We start from the raw sequence: 16,343 nt of genomic DNA on the forward strand, positions 1-16,343 counted from the left end.
ATGTCACTCGAATGGCTTAACGATCAGGCGGTCTTGCGCCGGCGAGCAGCGAAGAGGGCCACGCCACCGAGGGTCAGCGCACCCAGGCCGATCGCGCCGGCGGCGACGGGGTCGGCACCGGTGTTGGCCAGGCCTGCCGTCTTCTTGACCTCGACGACCGCCGGACCGTGGTTCTGCTCCGGCTGCTCGACGGGTGCAGCCACCGCGTTGATCTTGCGGGTGAGCACGTTGTCGCTCGGGTTGCTGTCCGGGAAGCGGCCCTCGTGGCCAGCGGTGTGCTCGGCGGCGTGCCACTTGATCTCGCCGGTGAACTCCTTCTCGACGACGACCCTCACACCCAGGAACTCGACCACGCCAGGCGACTTCCAGGGACCGAGCTGCATCTTCACCTGCTGCCCTTCGACGAAGCTGTGAACGGCGAGGCCGCCGACCCTGTCGACAATGCGCAGCCCCTCAGGCAGGGTCATCTCGGCGGTCAGGTTCTGCGGCGAGTTGCCGTTGGCCATCACCGACCCGTAGATCTCGATGACGTCGCCCACCTTGAAGGTGTTGTTCTCGGTGACGCCACCCTGATCGATGATCAGCTGCACGGCCTTCAGGTCGGGCCGGTACTTGAGGAAACCGGCGTCGATGCCCTTGACCTGCGCCCCCTTGCCGACCATGAACGACTGGGAAGTGCGGGTGAGCCAGCTGAACTTCGAGTCGCCGCCCGGCTTGGTGAGCATGTTCGGATCGCCCGACAGCCCCAAGTAGCGCAGCGAGTACTTCCCCGCCGGCACGTTGTCGAAGCAGTAAACGCCGTCCGCACCGGACACCACCGCCGCGTGGTCGAGCCCGTCCACGGCCATCTTCCGACCGGCCAGCGGACCCTCACCAGGCTGGCGCTTGCCGTCCTCGTTCGCATCGACCCACGCGACACCGCAGATCGAGCCGCCGCGGACGCCGAAGTTGACCGCAGGAGTGTCGCCTTCTTTGACCTCTGCCTTCACCGTGGACGGCGTGGTGTTGGCCAGCTTCGGGTCGACGTAGCTGACCTCGTACTCGCCGTACGGCGTGCGCTTGACGGTCCAGTTGCCGTAGTTGTCGGTCTCGGACGGGTGGGTCTCGCCGCTCGGGTACTTGACCATGACGTTGACGGACTTGATGCCCGGCTCGTTGTCCTGCTTGACGCCGTCACCGTTGTAGTCGTTGAACACGGTGCCGCCGATGTAGCCGGTCGGCTCGTCCTGTGCGAACGCGGTGCCGGACAGCGCGAGCGGTACGGCGACCAGCGCGGTCGCGGTGACAAAGGCCGTTGCACGAATCTTGAAACTCATTTTCCTGATCCCCCCAGGATCTTTGTGGATTGACTATCAGGCGTTCTTGCGGCGGCGAGCAGCGAAGAGAGCCAGGCCACCGAGGGCCAGGGCACCCAAGCCGATCGCACCCGCTGCGACGGGGTCGGCACCGGTGTTGGCCAGGCCGGCCGTCTTCTTGACCTCGGTGTCGACGACCGCCGGACCGTGGTTCTGCTCCGGCTGCACCGCCGGGCCGCCCACCGCGTTGATCTTGCGGGTGAGCACGTTGTTGCCGGGGTTCGTGTCGGCGTAGAGGCCCTCGACCTCCCACTTGATCTCGCCGCCGGTGAACTCCTTCTCCACCACGACCTTGGCGCCGAGGAACTCGATCAGGCCGACCGGCTTCCGGTCGCCGAACGACGCGTGCACCTTCTGACCCACGACGGCCGCGTCCTTGCCGAGACCACCGGCGGGCGCCACGATGCGCAGCCCCTCCGGCAGGGTCAGGACGCCGCCGAGGAACTCCGGCGTGTTGCCGTTGGCCACGACCGAGCCGTAGATCTCGATCTCGTCGCCGACCTTGAACGTGTCCTGGTCGGTCACGCCGCCGCTGTTGTTGATGAGCAGCTGCACGGCCTTGAGGTCGGCCCGCGCCGGCATGAACCCGGCGTCGATGCCCTTGACCTGCTCACCCTTGCCGACCCTGATCGTCTGCGTGAGCCCGCTCATCCAGTCGAACTTCGAGTCGCCGCCGGGCTTGGTCAGCGTCACCGTGTCGTGCGTCTTGCGGCTGGCGTGCACCTGGTACTCGCCCGGCACGAGGCCGGTGAAGCAGTAGGAGCCGTCCGCACCGGTCAGCTCGCTGATCCCGTTGCCGGTCACGCTCATCGAGCGCTCGGCCAGCGGGCCCTCCCCGGCCTGGCGCTTGCCGTCCTCGTTCTTGTCGTGCCACGCGACACCGCAGATCGAACCGCCGCGGACGCCGAAGCTGACCGAGGGCGAGTCGGTCGCCGTGATCTCCGCCTGCACCGTGGCCGGCGTGGTGTTGCCGAGCTTCGGGTCGACGTAGCTGACCTCGTACTTGCCGAGCGCCGCGCGCTTGACCGTCCAGACGCCGTAGTTGTTGGTCGACGACGGCTCGCTGTTCCCGTCCGGCCCCTTGACCGTGACGTTGACGTCGACGAGACCCGGCTCGTGGTCCTGCTTCACGCCGTCGCCGTTGAAGTCGTTGAAGACGATGCCGCCGATGTGCCCGGTGGCCGGCTGGTCGTCCTGCGCGAGTGCGGTACCGGACAGCGCGAGCGGCACGGCGACGAGCGAGGTCGCGGTGATGACGGCTGCCGCACGAATCTTGAAGCTCATTTTCCTGCCCCCAGGAACTTTTGTGCAGCACAAATAGAGCGGCACATTTTCAGTGGATTTTTGCCAGCCGCTCAGCGTCCGGTCGCTATAGAGTCGTTCGAGGGGTGGGTTTGGTTGCCGCCCGAGATCGAACCGTGATTTTCGCCGGTCAACGCCCTCATGTGAGCGCGTACCGGTGCGCGCCCAGGCCTAGGCTGATCTCCATGAGCTCGAAGCCGCAGGCCTCCGGGGAAAGCACGCTCACGGTCGTTCTGGCACTGCTGGTCAATCTGGCGATCGCCATCACCAAAGCCATCGCAGGGGTTTTGACCGGTTCGGCCGCAATCCTCTCCGAAGCCGCGCACTCGGTCGCCGACACGTTCACCGAGGCGCTCCTGCTGACCGCGCTGCGCCGCTCCGACCGTGCCGCCGACCGCCGCCACCCGTTCGGCTACGGCAAGGAGCGCTACTTCTGGTCCCTGCTGGCCGCCGTCTCGATCTTCGCCTCGGGCGCGATGTTCGCGTTCTACGAGGGCTTCCGCACGGTCTTCGGCGAGCCGGAGGAGCAGACCCGGCCGCTGGTGGGCTACATCGTGCTCGGACTGGCGTTCGTGCTGGAGTCGGTGTCCTGGACGCAGGCTTTCCGGCAGGTGCGGTCGCAGTCTGCCGCGCACGGCCGGGGCTTCTGGGACTTCCTGCGGGTGTCCGACGACCCGACCGTGAAGACCGTGTTCCTGGAGGACTCGGCCGCGCTGATCGGCCTGGTGCTGGCGTTCTCCGGCCTCGGACTGCACCAGCTGACCGGATCGTCGCTGTGGGACGGGCTGGCGTCGTTGGCGATCGGTGTCCTGCTGGCGCTGGTGGCGTACGTGCTGGCGCGCACCAACCGCGGGCTGCTGATCGGGCGGCAGGCGGACCCGGTGATGGTGAAGGCGATCTGGCGCCAGCTCGCCGAGGTGCCCGAGGTCGACGCCGTGGTGGACGTCTTGACCATGCTCATCGGCACCGACCGTGTGCTGCTGTGCGCGCGGTTGGACTTCAACGACTCGTTGACGGCCTTCGAGCTGGAGAACGCGTGTGTCCGCGTGTCAGCCGAGCTGCGTTCAGCTTTTGGGGATCTCGACGAGATCTTCCTGGAGCCCGTGCCGCGTACGGATCCCGAACTGCGGCGCCGCGTGCTCGACCGGTACGGCTTCTAGCGGCGCGTCGTGTCGGTGCGGTGGAAGTTGAGGTAGGCGCGGCTCGGCGTCGGCCCGCGCTGCCCCTGGTACCGGCTCCCGGCCTGCTTCGAGCCGTACGGGTGCTCCGCCGGGCTGGAGAGCTTGAACAGGCAGAGCTGCCCGATCTTCATGCCGGGGTGCAACGTGATCGGCAGGTTCGCGACGTTCGACAGCTCCAGCGTGATGTGGCCGGAGAAGCCGGGGTCGATGAAGCCGGCCGTGGAGTGCGTGAGCAGCCCGAGCCGGCCGAGGCTGGACTTGCCTTCGAGCCTGCCGGCCAGGTCGTCCGGCAGCGTGACCATCTCGTACGTGCTGCCGAGCACGAACTCGCCGGGGTGCAGCACGAACGGCTCGCCGTCCGTCTCCACCAGGCTGGTCAGGTCGTCCTGCTGGATGGACGGGTCGATGTGGGTGTACTTCGTGTTGTTGAAGACCCGGAAGTACCGGTCCAACCGCACGTCGATGCTCGACGGCTGAACCATCTCGACGTCGAACGGGTCGAGCAGCAGACGGCCCGACTCGACCTCTTTGCGCAGATCCTGGTCACTCAGCAGCACCGGGACAGGCTAACCGAGTCTCTGGACGAGGGCGTTGCCGCGCTGTGTATGATCGGCTGCGAGCTTGCTCGTGCGGGTGTAGTTCATTGGTAGAACGACAGCTTCCCAAGCTGTAGAGGCGGGTTCGATTCCCGTCACCCGCTCCAACAGCGAAGGCCCTGGTAAGAGTCACAATCGACTCGCCAGGGCCTTCGCTTTTTGATCTCGCGAGTACGTCACCGTGCTGTCTACGTGCGGTTAGCCGACTGGAGCGAGCACGCCGGCCTGTCCGTCGTCTTCCTCATCGGTGGCCTTCGTCCCACGCTCCCGATCGACCAGGCCGCTCAGTCCACGAGCGATCTCCTGATCGGCCTCGCTGGTCGCGTGCTGGTAGATCATCGCCGCACGCGGACTGTCGTGACCCATTCGCGCCATCAGGTCCTTGGTACTGGCCTTGGTGCGAGCGGCGAGCGTGTTCCCGGTGTGCCGCAGGTCGTGAAAGTGCAGGTGAGGAACACCAACCGCTTTCACTGCTGCTTTCCAGCCAGTACGCGGGTTGAAGTCGCCCCGTCGAAGCGGATTGCCGCGCTTCCCCGTGAACACCCAGGCGTCCGGCTTGGAGCCGGTGAACTCGTCCAGGTGGGCAAGCAGGTCTGCACGAATCGCCTCAGGAACAGCGACCGTGCGCAGTCCCGCACGAGACTTCGGTGGCCCGTAGATCAGCCCACGACCGGGCAACTCGACGAAGGCACCACGAACCCGCACCGAGCTTGCGTCCGGCGCGATGTCCTGCCGCCGAAGAGCGGTGATCTCGCCCCACCGCAGCGTTGCGAACGCGGCGAGGAGCACGAACGCCCGGTATCGCTTCTCTGCCATCCGAGAGGCCAGGTCGAACACCTGGGCCACAGTCAGCACTGGCCGCTCATCGGGATTCTCAGAGCCAGCGCCGCGCACCTGGCACGGGTTGCGCGGGATGATCCGGTCCTCGTTCGCTGCTGTCATGAGCACGGCCCGCAGGAGGCGGTAGGCCTTGGCCGTCATCGACGCCGACACGCCCTCACGGAGGAGCTTGGCTCTCCACGTTCGGATCATCGGGGTGTCGAGCTTCCCCAACTGCGTGTCGCCGAGGTGCGGAGTCACGTACTTGGTGAGTAGCCAGTCGTAGAGGTGAACCGTGCGCGGACGCAGACCAGGACGTTCATTGACCCAGCTCTCTGCGTAGTCCTGGAGCCTGATCTTGGCTCGTTCCGGGTCCATCCATTCGCTCCGCAGAATCGCGCCCTCCACGTGCACGAGCCAGCGGTCCGCGTCCTTCTCTGTCGCGAACGTCTCCGGTGCGTTGTGCCGCTTCTCGTCCGGCCCGAGGTAGCTCGCCTGAAAGCGCCCTGATGGCAGCTTCCGCACCCAGCCGAAACGGCGACGTCCCTTCTTGCGCGCCATCAGCCCGCCCTCCTCAGGTCACGACGAACGGACTCGGCGGTGATCGGCTCGACCTTGCCCGCCTGGACGAACGCCTCCAGATCCACGCGCTTGAGCCGGACGTGCCGGCCGAGCTTGTAGAAGGTGATGCGCCGATCAGCGATCAGGCGCCGGATGAACCGAACTGAGGTGCCGAGGTAGTCGGCTGACTCCTCTACTGAGTAGTGCTCGTTCAATCGTGCGGACGTCACGCCGCTACCTCCTTTTCGTACTTGCGTTTGCGTTGCGCGCGGATGCGTTCAGCGATCCCCGCAGCGAGTTCGCGTTCCGCGTCGTTGTCGTAGCCGGACCCGGCGTACTGCCAGTCGTTGACGACGATCACGGCGTCCGGGTCGAGTTCGAGGCGTTCGAACATTTCGAGCGTGCGGAACGTGCGGCGTTCCTCGCGGATGGAGCGGAAGGTGGTCGAGTAGTGCTTGGACTTGGTGAGGAAGTGGCCGCGGAACCCGAGCATGTGCGCCCACTTCCGCAGGTTCAGTTCCTCGAAGTCGGCCAGGCCGCCGAGGTCCCACGCGGTCTGCACCATCCGCCGGTGGTGCTCGGAGATATGCAGGACGTCGATGTCCAGCTGCGAGCGGATCGGCCGGTCTGCCGTGTCGCGGGCGCCGGTTCCCTTGGTGGCGTACTTGGCGACGTAGCCCGCCAACCGAGCCTCACTGATCTCGCCGGACTCGTCCTCCACCTGGGAGGCGTTCGCCGCGCGGATTCCCCTGGTGTCGACCTGTTCGCCCCACACGAGGCGCAGCGCCGAGCCGTCCGGCCGCGTGGTGTCGATCCCGACCGAGCGAGCCGCGGACTTGATGCAGTCGCCCAGGAGTTCGGCCGTGGCCCACGCCGGGGTGGGGTCGTGCGGCCCGTCCGGTCCGTCGACGCGCACGACAGCGTGGAAGTGGACCAGGCCGCGCCGCTGGTATTCAGCGACCTTGGCGTACGAGAGCCGGGCGTGGTCTTTGAACTCGGAGACCTTCAGGCCGGCCGCGCCAGCGAGCTTGCGGCGCAGGGCGATGGTGAATCGATGCCACAGCTTGCCCGCGTGTGCCTGCCAGAGCACCGCGCCCGTGTAGTCGTAGGTCCCAGCGTCGACGGCACCGCCGATGCGGGGATCGTCGCCGTGATGCCACTCTCCGCAGCCCGTGCAGGGCCGGACCTTGCCGGTCGTGGTGATCGGGCGGTTGTGAACCGGACCGAATGACGGCGCGGTCAGCGTGGCGAACACGCGCGGCTTCTCGGACACCGTCTCCGGAACGCCCTTGGAGCCACCGGCCAACCCGGCGTGCATGAGGTGGTAGGCGTCGGCCGCGTACCGGTCGGAGCAGGCCGGGCAGACGGACTCTCGGCGGTTGCCGCACGGGACCATGACATCCCCGCCGCTGTGCTCGATCAGCCCGCCGTTGAGGTCCTGGAGCTGGAAGGCGCCGGACAACCGGATGGGCGCGGCACAGCCACCGATTGCGGTGACCCGGTCTCGCCATGCTCGGAAGTCGACCGACTTGACGCGTGCGGAGATGCGGTCTTCCAGAGTGAGCACGGTTGCCCTCCTTTCGTTGTGGAGAAAGAGAAGGCGGGGCACGACCGGCGTTCTGGTCATGCCCCGCGGTGATCGAGATGGGTCAGGCCGCGAGCTGTGCGGCGATGCGCTCCGCGTAGTCCGCAGGCACGTTGAGCGCGTCTTGGACGTCCCGTGCAGTCAGCGCACGGCCTTCAGCGCGGACCTCGTTCGTCTTGGCGTCCAGCGCGCCCTGAAGGTGTCCAGGGAGCCGCAGAGCAGACCGGACAGGCGCCGAGGTCGCAACGGTGCTCGCAGGTGCGGGAGCGACGACCTGAGAGGCCAGATCACGCGCGGCGTTGCATCGTTGCTGGATGACAGGCATGACTTCGGCGAGCAGGAACACCACGAGCGGGATCACGAGGTGCAGGAACACCATCCCGGCGTTGATCTGCCCGTCCGGAGGTCGCAGCGACGACCACACGTTGGTGACGAGCGTGGCCCCGAGCAGCACCCGCTTGAGCCACTTGACCGGCCGGTCATCGACCGCCAAGCCGTGCGACAGCATCTGTGCTTCCCAGCGCAGGAGCGTGATCAGGATTCCGGCGAACGCCGGTTCCACGAGCCACGCGCCCCACCACATCGGGTCAGACGGCCCGAGGCTTCCGGCGAGGAACGCTTGCACGCCAGTAGCGGTGAAGCCGAGGCCGCAGGTCATGAAGCACCACATCGAGCGCGTGACCGAGACCCGGAACCGGTCCGCCCTCACGGCCGCCAGCAACGGGTTCGCGGCGAGCTGGTGGATGTCCTGCGCCTCATCGAGCTGCGCCCGGAGCCGTCGAACTGTGCGAGTCTCGCGCGGTTCCTCGGACTCACTTTCGTTGCTGTGCTTGGAATTCTCGGACACCAGGCCACCTACTCCCCGTGCGCGGTCTTGAGCAGCAGCCACCCGAGCCAACACAGTTCGGCGACGAGGACCAGGAGCCCGATGACACCGAACAGCAGGTACATGCACACCAGCGAGGCAGCCGCAGCGAACACGATCTGAGCGACGCGGGCGAAGCTGCGCAGGCGGACAGGAACGGCGAGTACGAGCTTCATCAGGCCACGTCCTTCACGTTCTTGGCGGGGTAGTGGATGCGGCGGCGTTCGGCACCGGACAGGCCACCGACGACACCGAAGGCGTTGTCTCGGAACCGCGCAGGCCCGTTCGCTTCCCAGCTCAGTTGGTTGTCGCGGCACTCAGCGAGGACAGGGCAGGAGGCGCACATTGCTTTCGCCGCAGCGGTTCGGCCGGCGGTGTGGAACATGTCCGGATCGGCGTCAGCGCAGGCGGCCCGGTTCCGCCAGGTTGGCGGTTCGCCGCCGAACAGGGCCTTCATCAGCACGCGGTAGCCGAAGTGCTCCGCGTCGTCGGTGGTTTTCACGCCGCCACCGCCAGCCGAGCACTGGTGAGGCGTGCGGCCTGCACAACCTGAGCAACCTCATCGAAGGTGACCTGTTCCGGGCTGTGCGCGGTCAGTCGGAACGTGTCGGCGAGTACGGCCGCCGCGCGGGACTTGACCTTGCCGCCCAGCTCGACCACCGAGGCCGAGGCAGCCAGCCCGACCGTGATCCCGGAACGGGTCCGCCCGGTTGCGGCGACAGCCAGAGTTCCCGCGGCTTGCAGCGTCCAGGTCAGTTCGACCCCGTGCAGCGAGGCCGCCCAGACCAGCAGGCAGGCGAGCCGATCGGGCGCTGTGCCGGAGGTGAATTCTGCGTGCACCGAGCCGGACGGCGTGGAGATGACCAGGCGGTCCGGCCGGGGCAGGCCGAGCGTGCGGATGTGGCCGCGAATCGAGCGGAGCAGGCCGTCAAGACGTCGAGGTGCGCTGTTTTCGGGCATGACAAGACCTCCACGATTAGTGGTGAAAAGTGTTGGGGTGAAAGAAGGTCAGGCGATCGAGCGGATGGAGCCGGTCTGTCCGTTGCGGACGAACTCCACGAGTTCGCGGATGTTGTCGTCCGTCGTGTACGCCGCGCGGACCCGGCGGGGAACGCGTGAGCGTTCGTCGGTGCGGTAGCCGATGCCGGCCGTTTCCGGAATGGCGGGGATCTGGTCGGCGATCGCGCCCCGTTCCCGAGCGCCGTCACCCAGCACCATGTCCGGGTGCGTCGGTGACGTGGTGCGCAGGCACACGCGGTTGGGGAACAGGTCCCGGATCGACAGCGTGTCCTTATCCGGTTCCTGGATGTAGGCGTCCGCGACGTGCAGCGTTGCGCGGCCCATCGAGGTGCCCCGAGCCAGCAGGCCCGTGATCTGCCGGGCGTACTCCGGCCGGTAGGCGACCAACGAGCCGATCTCGTCCACGATCAGCAGGTTGAGCGGGTACTCACGCGACGGCTCGACCGAGCGCAGGCCTGCCCGCTGCATCCGCTTCTGGGTGCGCTCCATGTCGTCCACCCACATTTCGATCAGCTCCAGGCACTCGCCCGCGTCATCGGCGTAGCGGTTCTCCGTGATCGGCTTGATGGCCGCGAACTCCAGGTACTTCGGGTCGCAGACCCACAGGCGGACGATGCCGTCCCTGATCAGTGGGGCCATTGACCGCAGCTTGGCGAACGCGAGCGAGTTCTTGCCCGACCCGGTACCGCCCGCTGTGAGGGTGTGCGTGCCCTGGACGGGTTCGGTCCAGTCGCCGCCGTACTCGTCCTCACCCAGCAGCACCGCCCGCAGGTCGACATCTTCGACGCGTTCGGGCATGTCCGGTGCCGGGATGATCTGCGTGAACGGTTCATCACGCTGGACGATCAGCGCCACGTAGCCGGGCTTGACCAGCTCGATTGCGACCCGTTCGGCCTCCATCGAGTGCGCCAGCTCTTCGGTCTGGCGGGCGAAGTGCATTGGTGACTGGCCCTTGGCCAGCTTCACCAACACGGTGTCGATCGACGGCGAGTACGACCGGACACGCACCACGCGCGGGTAGATCGTGTACTGCTTGCGGCGATGCTCCGTGGTCAGTTTGTGCACGTCCATCAGGTCCCGCCAGTGCCGACCGGCGTAGCTGCCGAACCACCGGCGCGACCAGGCCCGCAGCACCGGCGCCGCCAGGGTGTCGAACGAGTCCGGGTGACCTCGGTACCAAATCCCGGTGGCTGCTGTCAGCCCGCCGAGCGCGTAGCCGGTGGTGGTGGGGCCGAGGGTGGCGGCACTGGTCGCGAGTGCCGAGGGGGCGAAGAACCATTCGGGGTTGCGGGCCAGCCACACGGCCGCCCTGAACTCCCCGCCGGACTTGCGCTTGCTGTTGCTCATTGCCGTGTGTCCTTTGCTCGTGGATGCACGACGGCCGACCCTCGAACGTGTCGAAGGTCGGCCGCCGCGTTGATCAGTGCGGATCTACTTGTGGGGCAGTTGGCTCCGGGCGTAGGAGGTCTCCGTGGTCAGCACGCTGACCGAGCGGACGAAGCGCCGCCGCAGGTCGGTGAAGCCCTCGCGGCGGACCGGGATTCCGTCCATGGCCCGCTTGAGCTGTTTCATGGCCTGGTCAATGTCGGAAATCGCGTTGTCGATCTGATGTGACATCGGTCAGGCTCCCCACTCTTGTGCCTTCAGTTCGGCTTCGTATTTCTTGGACTTGTCCCGCAGGCCGCTGAGTTCGTTCCGTGCCCGCGACAACATGCCCTTCAGTTCATCCGGGGTGGCGACTCGCCAGCCGCCCGCCTTTCCGGGCTTCTCACTCATCCTGTTGATGAGCTTTTCCAGCGGCACGAGCAGCTCTTCCACAACGTCCATCGCACCGACGAACGCGCCGTACCTCTCTTGAGCGCGTTCGTTCAACATCTCCTTGATCAACTGGCCAGCCTTTCGGTCCTCGTGCCACCGACGTAGATGAAGCGGTACAGGGCTTGCTGCAACTCCAGGTGGTCACGCCAGCTCTGGCCGACCGGCGGATAACCGTGCCGCGCGAACACCTCACCGACCTCGTGAACGAAGCCGAACGTAAAGCGTCGGTCGTCCCCGTCCGAGTCGGGCAGCGTGATCGGGTACGAATTCTCGTCCATGCCGAACTCCTTTCGAGAGCCACGGCAAACCCAGGCGAAGTGAAAACACGCCTGGGATTACCGAAACTCCCGGAGCCTGCGAAATGCTCCGGATTTAGGCATGGTTCGACTCACTATGTAATTCTCAAGGAACAAATTTGAGTGCCCTGGCCCGACTTGAAACGGGCGACCGGCCTACCGGGCAGGGCTTGCGGGAACTAAGCCGCGGGAGCCGACACCATCCGCGCCGCAGGAGTGAGACCGTCCGCCTTGAACCACAGACCGGACGCGGTGATCTTCCCGTCGTCCCCGCGCATCTCATAGGTGTTGATCACGGGGTTGACCAGCTCGATGTAGTCGCCCTCCTCGAACCCCGCACCGGGGTCGTGAGGAAGGTTGACGCGGATCTCCTCGCCCTTCGCCTTGCGGCGACCCTCAGTCGGTCGAGGCTTGGCGAACACGACCACCACGAACTGCTCTTCGTTCGTGTGGCGGTCGATCACGGGGACCAGCTGCCCGCCGTCCAGCTCCTTCATCTTCACGCAGGGCGCTTCGGTGATCATGAGCTTGTAGTGGGTCAGGATCACCGGAATGTCGTTCAGGGCCATGTCTTGTCCTTCGTGTCAGTCAGTGCGACCGGCGCCGCCCTGTTACAAGTACCAACATAGCTAGTAAAGCTAGTACATGCACTGCTCCAATCGGGTGACTTTCAGCTTTGCTAGCTTTGTCGCTACAGTTGCCGTATGGCACTTGACCCCTCGGACCCACGGCCGGCGTATCAGCAGATCGCTGATGACCTGCGTCGATTCGTCGCGTCCGATGCCGTGAAGGTGGGGGACAAGCTGCCGTCACTCGCCGAGCTTCAGACGAAGTACAGCCGCGCGGTGATGACGCTTCAGAAAGCCCTGGACGTCCTGCGTACCGAGGGACTCGTGATGTCCCGCCAGGGCGAAGGCACCATCGTCGTGAAAAAGCCCGAAGCTCACACGGAGGAGCCGGAAGTTGGCTCCCCGCATGAGCTTCGGGAGATCCTGGGGAAGATCAGCGGTGCGCTGGACGATCTCAGCCGGCGTGTTTCTGCCGTCGAGGCCGAGGTTTTTGGCTCCACTTCAGACGATCCTCGATCCGAGTCAGACGCTCGTTGAGGTCGTTGACCTGAGCCACCAGCTTGGAAGACAAGGCGTGCAGTTCCCGCCAGTCCTCAGCCGTCCATTCGATTCCAGACACCTTGCCTCCCCCATCTCCTACAGGTCGTTCTTGCTGCGTGTCGGCCGTTCTGCCCTCCGTGCGACAAACCGTTGCAGGGCAACGATTCCCGCGTAGGTCACTGCAAATGACAGGAGTGCTTCGGCCGCTCGACTGATCACGTCTGCCCGCCGGCCTCAATCACGCCGGGACCGCTTTCGCTGAACCACGGTTCGTCGTCCAGCAGGACGTGGCGGTTCTGTGTGCGCCTTTCCACCTCGTCCGGCGTGGTGCCGCACTGAGCAGCGAGTTTCTCGAAGTCGAGTGGCCCAACCTGAGTGAGCCCGTCGAGGCGATCAGCGAACAGCCGTGCGGCGTCGCCGAGCTGTCGAGCGAAGGCAATCGCGAGCTGTGGTCCGTCGTGGCGCCCCGGCGACTGCACCGTGATCTGCGCGCCCCCGGAACTGATGATCAGTGCCGGGTGACCCTGGACGTGCTCGACGAACTCCGCGCGTGCGTCCTCTTCAGGCTGCACCAGCACGTAGAAGCCCATTGGGTTTCACCTCCATGTTCTGGTCCTGGTGAAACCACATTCGCCCGCGCGGAGCATCGATCCAATATCAACTACCGATAGCCGTATCGCTGGCATCGATAAGGCCAGGTTAGGGGCGTGTACGACCCGCTACACTCGGTTGAGATTGTGGGGCTGACCAGCAGGGGAGGGGCGACGCTTGAGCACCGGGAAGCGACGCTGCCGCACCTGCGACACCTTCCTTGCGAGCGACCGCAAGGGGTCACTGTGCGGCCGTTGTGAGGCAAGCCAAGCGACCCACGCACCAGTGCAGCGCCCCGAGTTCTGGGAACAGCCTGAACTCCAAGAGGCTCTGCGTTCCCGCAGCATCGGCCAGGTCTTCAAGGCGTACCGCCAGGCACACAGCCCCGCCTTGTCGCAGGCGACCTTGGCCGGGTGGCTCGACGTCGGTCAAGGCCAGGTCAGCGTGATCGAGCGCGGACGCCGCCCCGTGACGGACCTCGAAAAGCTTGAGCGTTGGTGCAACGCGTTGCGGGTGCCACAGGAGCTTCGCTGGTTCCGTCCGAACGCACCTTCTCACGATGCGGAAACTCAAGCACCGCAAGAGAAATCACTTTCCGACCTTGGTCTTGCCTATGCAGCCTCCCTGCCGACTACGGTGGAAGTCGTAGCCGAGCTTGGGAGGCACGACATGGAGCGCCGCACCTTCCTGTCCAGCGCGTTGTTCTCCGTCGCCGCATCGGTCGCACCTAGCCGAGACTGGTTGCTCGCCACACTGGACGAGGCGACCATCGCAACCGGCAAGATCAGCACGCAGCAGGTCGAGGCGATGCGCCGCACGTTCGGCGTGTTCCAGGAGCTCGACGTCATGCGCGGCGGAGGCCACGCCCGCGAACAGCTCGCGGCCTACCTGACTTCGCACGTTGTACCGCTGCTGAAGTCGAACGACCCGACCACACCCAACGGCCAGGCCCTCTACGAGGCAGCCGCGGAACAGCTCTACTTGCTCGGTTGGATGGCGTTCGACAACGGCGAGCACTCGTTGGCTCAGCGCTACCTCATCCAGTCGCTCCGCTTGGCCCAGGCCGCCGAGAGCCCCGAGCTTGGCGCCCACGTTCTGGCCGGCCTGTCCGATCAGGCCACACTCACCGGCAACCCAGATCAGGCGGTGCAACTCGCCAAGGCCGGGCGGGCCGGGCTTCTCGCCAAGGGGCACTCGGACGCCTGCCTTGCCGACCTGTACGCGCTCCAGGCCCGCGCGGAAGCGGCGATGGGTGACGGGGGCGCAGCCGCTCGAAGCGTGCACCTGTCCGAGACGGCATTCGAGCGGGTGCGCGCCGAGGACGAGCCCGAATGGGCACGGTTCATCGACCCTGCGTACCTGAACGGCGAGTACGCACACACCTTCCGGGACCTTGAGCGTCCCGAAGAGGCAACCCACTTCGCCGGGCTTTCGATCGCCGAGGCGGAGCGGCAGAACAGGGCGCGCCGCGGATCGATGGCACAGGCAGCCCTTGCCCGCGCGGCGATCGACTCCCACGACCTGGAGGCCGCTGCGTCCGCAGGTATGGCAGCCGCCAAGCTTGCAGCCACGGTGAAGTCTTCACGCTCGGTCGAGGCTGTCGCAGACCTTCGGGTCCGCTTGCGGAAGCACAGCGAATCGCCTGGGGTCCGTGACTTCCTGGACGTGTCCGGAGCGTTGCTGCCAGCCATGGGTCCGCATAGTTGATCTATTTGAGTGAACCGCTGTAACCAGTGGTGTGGATTCCTCGATGACTTCCCCGAGGCCTGGTCCGGTTGCAGGAGGTGATCCATGGGTGTCTTCCCTGCAAACTTGGTCACGGCAGAGGCGCTTGCTGCCTTGTTGTCCGCCCCGTCGAAGTCTCGGGCCGTCGGTCAGCTGAGCTGGACAAGCAAGAAGCCACACATCCATGAGGGCAAGATCGAAGTCCGAACCGATATCGCTGACTGTCCGGTCGGCTACCTGCGCATCTACTACGTGGACCCTCGACCAGCCGAGGTGGGGGTGCAGTTCATCGTCAACGACGCCCCCGTGCGACGGCTCGACCTGAACGGAAGCCACAAGGACTGGGTCCACACCACTCACAAGCACAGGTATCTTCCTGCAACTGGCAGGGAGGACGCCTACATCCCGAATGACATCCCCGCAGTCCCTCTGTTACCCACAGTAGCGCCGGGCACTCACAGGGCCGTGTTCGAGGCGTTTGCCCAGGAGTGCCTGGTCTTGCTTCCCGAGGGATACTGGGTCGAGCCGTGAAGGGGGTGATGACCATGGATGACGCCAAGATCATTAGTTCGATCTTGTCCGCTGTCAACGACGGTTCAGTAGTCACTTCCTACGGCCACGGCTGGCTGATCACAACGCCAATGCGTTTCTACGATGACGATCGAGTCACCTTGTTCGTCGAGCAGTACGAACGCGGCATCCGGGTTACTGATCAAGGTACGACCGCCATGCGCTTGCACATGGCAGATGTGAACCTCGACAGCCCGAAGATCATGGAGGCCTGGCGCAGGTCGGTTGCAGCTCTCGGGCAGTACTCGACGGCAGCCGAAGCAGGTGTCATCGCCGCATGGGGTGAGTCTACTGATCTTGGTCATCTGACGTTGCGCGTCGCCGAAGCAACGATGAGAGTGGACCAGCTTCGCTGGATTAGCCAAGAACGCAAGCCCGTCCGCTTCACTGAGCAGGTCGTGGAGCAGATTCGTTCATCTCTCCATGCACCAGAACTGGTCACGCCACGAGCAGCACTGCCGCTGCGATCAGGAAGAAAGCGACAAGTCACCGCCGCGATCGGGGATGATCCAGACAGTCGGATCTACGTCCAAGCAGTGGCAGGCGGCAACGCTGATAGCCGAGAGCGTTCTGTAGAGCATTGCGCTTACTTGTTTCACTACGCCTTGAATATCCCCCGACCTCGACGGATCGTAGTCGCTTCTGGGACTCGGAACGAGTGGCCGTCAGAGATCCTTCAAGAGCTCTCTGACGTCTCGGAAATCGCATTCTTTGGCGAGCGTGGCGACGTAGCACGGCTCGTAAGCGAGCGAACCCACGACGTTCTACCTGGTTGACGCAATCTTGCTGTCCGACCCACTGCTACCGCGTTCAGAGTTTCTTTTCTTCATCAAGGCGGCCCCTGCGGGGCCGCTCGGGTCGCCGCTCCATCCCCGTTCGGCAGGGGCTTCACGGCCTCGTCTCTTTGTCGCCGGGCAAGCGGGCGGGGCCCGGCCTCCGGCCACCCACCC

At 65.5% G+C, this 16,343-nt stretch carries 21 protein-coding genes and 1 tRNA gene; 6 read left to right on the forward strand and 16 right to left on the reverse strand.

What is annotated here, in order from left to right:
* Positions 1 to 23: 23 nt before the first annotated feature.
* Complete coding sequence (locus LFM09_RS47780) at positions 24 to 1,316, reverse strand: SdrD B-like domain-containing protein (protein ID WP_414103303.1); 1,293 nt, start codon at positions 1,314 to 1,316, stop codon at positions 24 to 26.
* Between the two features lie 36 nt (positions 1,317 to 1,352).
* Positions 1,353 to 2,639 carry an SdrD B-like domain-containing protein gene (locus LFM09_RS47785; RefSeq protein WP_414103304.1) on the reverse strand — a complete coding sequence of 429 codons (1,287 nt, stop codon included), beginning with the start codon at positions 2,637 to 2,639 and terminating at the stop codon, positions 1,353 to 1,355.
* A 203-nt stretch (positions 2,640 to 2,842) separates the two neighbouring features.
* Here LFM09_RS47785 and LFM09_RS47790 point away from each other — a divergent pair, with 203 nt between their 5' ends.
* Entirely contained in the window at positions 2,843 to 3,817 is a 975-nt protein-coding gene (locus tag LFM09_RS47790) for a cation diffusion facilitator family transporter (RefSeq protein WP_414103305.1), read from the forward strand.
* On the opposite strand, the gene dcd is transcribed toward LFM09_RS47790, so the two are convergent.
* Complete coding sequence (gene dcd / locus LFM09_RS47795; RefSeq protein WP_414103306.1) at positions 3,814 to 4,395, reverse strand: dCTP deaminase; 582 nt, start codon at positions 4,393 to 4,395, stop codon at positions 3,814 to 3,816. The genes LFM09_RS47790 and dcd overlap by 4 nt on opposite strands.
* 72 nt (positions 4,396 to 4,467) lie before the next feature.
* Between dcd and LFM09_RS47800 the strand changes: the two genes are divergently transcribed.
* Positions 4,468 to 4,541, forward strand: a tRNA-Gly gene (locus LFM09_RS47800).
* A gap of 91 nt (positions 4,542 to 4,632) precedes the next feature.
* Here LFM09_RS47800 and LFM09_RS47805 read toward each other — a convergent pair.
* From LFM09_RS47805 to LFM09_RS47860, 12 genes are all read right to left on the reverse strand, one after another.
* Positions 4,633 to 5,814, reverse strand: coding sequence for a tyrosine-type recombinase/integrase (locus LFM09_RS47805; protein WP_414103307.1), 1,182 nt, complete (start codon positions 5,812 to 5,814; stop codon positions 4,633 to 4,635).
* On the reverse strand, positions 5,814 to 6,044 hold the full coding sequence (locus LFM09_RS47810; RefSeq protein WP_414103308.1) for an excisionase family DNA-binding protein: 231 nt from the start codon (positions 6,042 to 6,044) through the stop codon (positions 5,814 to 5,816). Before LFM09_RS47810 ends, LFM09_RS47805 begins: the two co-directional genes overlap by 1 nt.
* A complete protein-coding gene (locus LFM09_RS47815) occupies positions 6,041 to 7,381 on the reverse strand; it encodes a replication initiator (protein ID WP_414103309.1) in 1,341 nt (446 codons plus the stop codon). Before LFM09_RS47815 ends, LFM09_RS47810 begins: the two co-directional genes overlap by 4 nt.
* Positions 7,382 to 7,463: 82 nt before the next feature.
* Entirely contained in the window at positions 7,464 to 8,246 is a 783-nt protein-coding gene (locus LFM09_RS47820; protein ID WP_414103310.1) for a hypothetical protein, read from the reverse strand.
* Between the two features lie 8 nt (positions 8,247 to 8,254).
* Positions 8,255 to 8,440, reverse strand: a complete 186-nt coding sequence (locus LFM09_RS47825; protein WP_414103311.1) for a hypothetical protein — start codon at positions 8,438 to 8,440, stop codon at positions 8,255 to 8,257.
* Positions 8,440 to 8,766: a WhiB family transcriptional regulator gene (locus LFM09_RS47830; RefSeq protein WP_414103312.1), complete on the reverse strand. Its 327-nt coding sequence runs from the start codon at positions 8,764 to 8,766 to the stop codon at positions 8,440 to 8,442. Before LFM09_RS47830 ends, LFM09_RS47825 begins: the two co-directional genes overlap by 1 nt.
* Positions 8,763 to 9,224, reverse strand: coding sequence for a hypothetical protein (locus LFM09_RS47835; protein WP_414103313.1), 462 nt, complete (start codon positions 9,222 to 9,224; stop codon positions 8,763 to 8,765). Before LFM09_RS47835 ends, LFM09_RS47830 begins: the two co-directional genes overlap by 4 nt.
* A gap of 48 nt (positions 9,225 to 9,272) precedes the next feature.
* Positions 9,273 to 10,631, reverse strand: coding sequence for an FtsK/SpoIIIE domain-containing protein (locus LFM09_RS47840; RefSeq protein ID WP_414103314.1), 1,359 nt, complete (start codon positions 10,629 to 10,631; stop codon positions 9,273 to 9,275).
* An 84-nt stretch (positions 10,632 to 10,715) separates the two neighbouring features.
* Complete coding sequence (locus tag LFM09_RS47845) at positions 10,716 to 10,901, reverse strand: hypothetical protein (protein ID WP_204764623.1); 186 nt, start codon at positions 10,899 to 10,901, stop codon at positions 10,716 to 10,718.
* Positions 10,902 to 10,904: 3 nt separating this feature from the next.
* Positions 10,905 to 11,171 (reverse strand): hypothetical protein, encoded by a 267-nt coding sequence (locus LFM09_RS47850; RefSeq protein WP_414103315.1) that lies wholly within the window; start codon positions 11,169 to 11,171, stop codon positions 10,905 to 10,907.
* A complete protein-coding gene (locus LFM09_RS47855) occupies positions 11,168 to 11,380 on the reverse strand; it encodes a hypothetical protein (protein WP_414103316.1) in 213 nt (70 codons plus the stop codon). Before LFM09_RS47855 ends, LFM09_RS47850 begins: the two co-directional genes overlap by 4 nt.
* Positions 11,381 to 11,577: 197 nt before the next feature.
* Positions 11,578 to 11,967: a hypothetical protein gene (locus tag LFM09_RS47860; RefSeq protein ID WP_414103317.1), complete on the reverse strand. Its 390-nt coding sequence runs from the start codon at positions 11,965 to 11,967 to the stop codon at positions 11,578 to 11,580.
* 135 nt (positions 11,968 to 12,102) lie between these two features.
* On the opposite strand from LFM09_RS47860, the gene LFM09_RS47865 reads away from it, so the two are divergent.
* The gene (locus LFM09_RS47865; RefSeq protein WP_414103318.1) at positions 12,103 to 12,504 is read left to right on the forward strand and encodes a GntR family transcriptional regulator; all 402 of its coding nucleotides are present in this window, start codon (positions 12,103 to 12,105) and stop codon (positions 12,502 to 12,504) included.
* 218 nt (positions 12,505 to 12,722) lie between these two features.
* Here LFM09_RS47865 and LFM09_RS47870 read toward each other — a convergent pair whose 3' ends face one another.
* Positions 12,723 to 13,097, reverse strand: coding sequence for a hypothetical protein (locus tag LFM09_RS47870; RefSeq protein ID WP_204764618.1), 375 nt, complete (start codon positions 13,095 to 13,097; stop codon positions 12,723 to 12,725).
* A 286-nt stretch (positions 13,098 to 13,383) separates the two neighbouring features.
* Between LFM09_RS47870 and LFM09_RS47875 the strand changes: the two genes are divergently transcribed.
* The 3 genes from LFM09_RS47875 (at position 13,384) to LFM09_RS47885 (ending at position 16,169) form a co-directional block, all read left to right on the forward strand.
* Positions 13,384 to 14,805, forward strand: a complete 1,422-nt coding sequence (locus LFM09_RS47875) for a helix-turn-helix domain-containing protein (protein ID WP_414103319.1) — start codon at positions 13,384 to 13,386, stop codon at positions 14,803 to 14,805.
* Between the two features lie 84 nt (positions 14,806 to 14,889).
* Positions 14,890 to 15,354, forward strand: coding sequence for a hypothetical protein (locus LFM09_RS47880; protein WP_414103320.1), 465 nt, complete (start codon positions 14,890 to 14,892; stop codon positions 15,352 to 15,354).
* Positions 15,355 to 15,368: 14 nt separating this feature from the next.
* Positions 15,369 to 16,169 carry a DUF1828 domain-containing protein gene (locus LFM09_RS47885; protein ID WP_414103321.1) on the forward strand — a complete coding sequence of 267 codons (801 nt, stop codon included), beginning with the start codon at positions 15,369 to 15,371 and terminating at the stop codon, positions 16,167 to 16,169.
* Positions 16,170 to 16,343 lie beyond the last annotated feature (174 nt).

The sequence above is a fragment of the Lentzea alba genome (assembly GCF_047445655.1).
Classification (GTDB): domain Bacteria; phylum Actinomycetota; class Actinomycetes; order Mycobacteriales; family Pseudonocardiaceae; genus Lentzea; species Lentzea alba_A.

Bases quoted from the DNA above. Each gene is read 5' to 3' on its own strand.
- LFM09_RS47825 (WP_414103311.1), bottom strand. From the start codon at position 8,440: ATGAAGCTCGTACTCGCCGTTCCTGTCCGCCTGCGCAGCTTCGCCCGC.
- LFM09_RS47870 (WP_204764618.1), bottom strand. From the start codon at position 13,097: ATGGGCTTCTACGTGCTGGTGCAGCCTGAAGAGGACGCACGCGCGGAG.
- LFM09_RS47865 (WP_414103318.1), top strand. From the start codon at position 12,103: ATGGCACTTGACCCCTCGGACCCACGGCCGGCGTATCAGCAGATCGCT.
- LFM09_RS47785 (WP_414103304.1), bottom strand. From the start codon at position 2,639: ATGAGCTTCAAGATTCGTGCGGCAGCCGTCATCACCGCGACCTCGCTC.
- LFM09_RS47860 (WP_414103317.1), bottom strand. From the start codon at position 11,967: ATGGCCCTGAACGACATTCCGGTGATCCTGACCCACTACAAGCTCATG.
- LFM09_RS47780 (WP_414103303.1), bottom strand. From the start codon at position 1,316: ATGAGTTTCAAGATTCGTGCAACGGCCTTTGTCACCGCGACCGCGCTG.
- LFM09_RS47840 (WP_414103314.1), bottom strand. From the start codon at position 10,631: ATGAGCAACAGCAAGCGCAAGTCCGGCGGGGAGTTCAGGGCGGCCGTG.
- LFM09_RS47880 (WP_414103320.1), top strand. From the start codon at position 14,890: ATGGGTGTCTTCCCTGCAAACTTGGTCACGGCAGAGGCGCTTGCTGCC.
- LFM09_RS47885 (WP_414103321.1), top strand. From the start codon at position 15,369: ATGGATGACGCCAAGATCATTAGTTCGATCTTGTCCGCTGTCAACGAC.
- LFM09_RS47805 (WP_414103307.1), bottom strand. From the start codon at position 5,814: ATGGCGCGCAAGAAGGGACGTCGCCGTTTCGGCTGGGTGCGGAAGCTG.
- LFM09_RS47845 (WP_204764623.1), bottom strand. From the start codon at position 10,901: ATGTCACATCAGATCGACAACGCGATTTCCGACATTGACCAGGCCATG.
- LFM09_RS47835 (WP_414103313.1), bottom strand. From the start codon at position 9,224: ATGCCCGAAAACAGCGCACCTCGACGTCTTGACGGCCTGCTCCGCTCG.
- LFM09_RS47790 (WP_414103305.1), top strand. From the start codon at position 2,843: ATGAGCTCGAAGCCGCAGGCCTCCGGGGAAAGCACGCTCACGGTCGTT.
- LFM09_RS47855 (WP_414103316.1), bottom strand. From the start codon at position 11,380: ATGGACGAGAATTCGTACCCGATCACGCTGCCCGACTCGGACGGGGAC.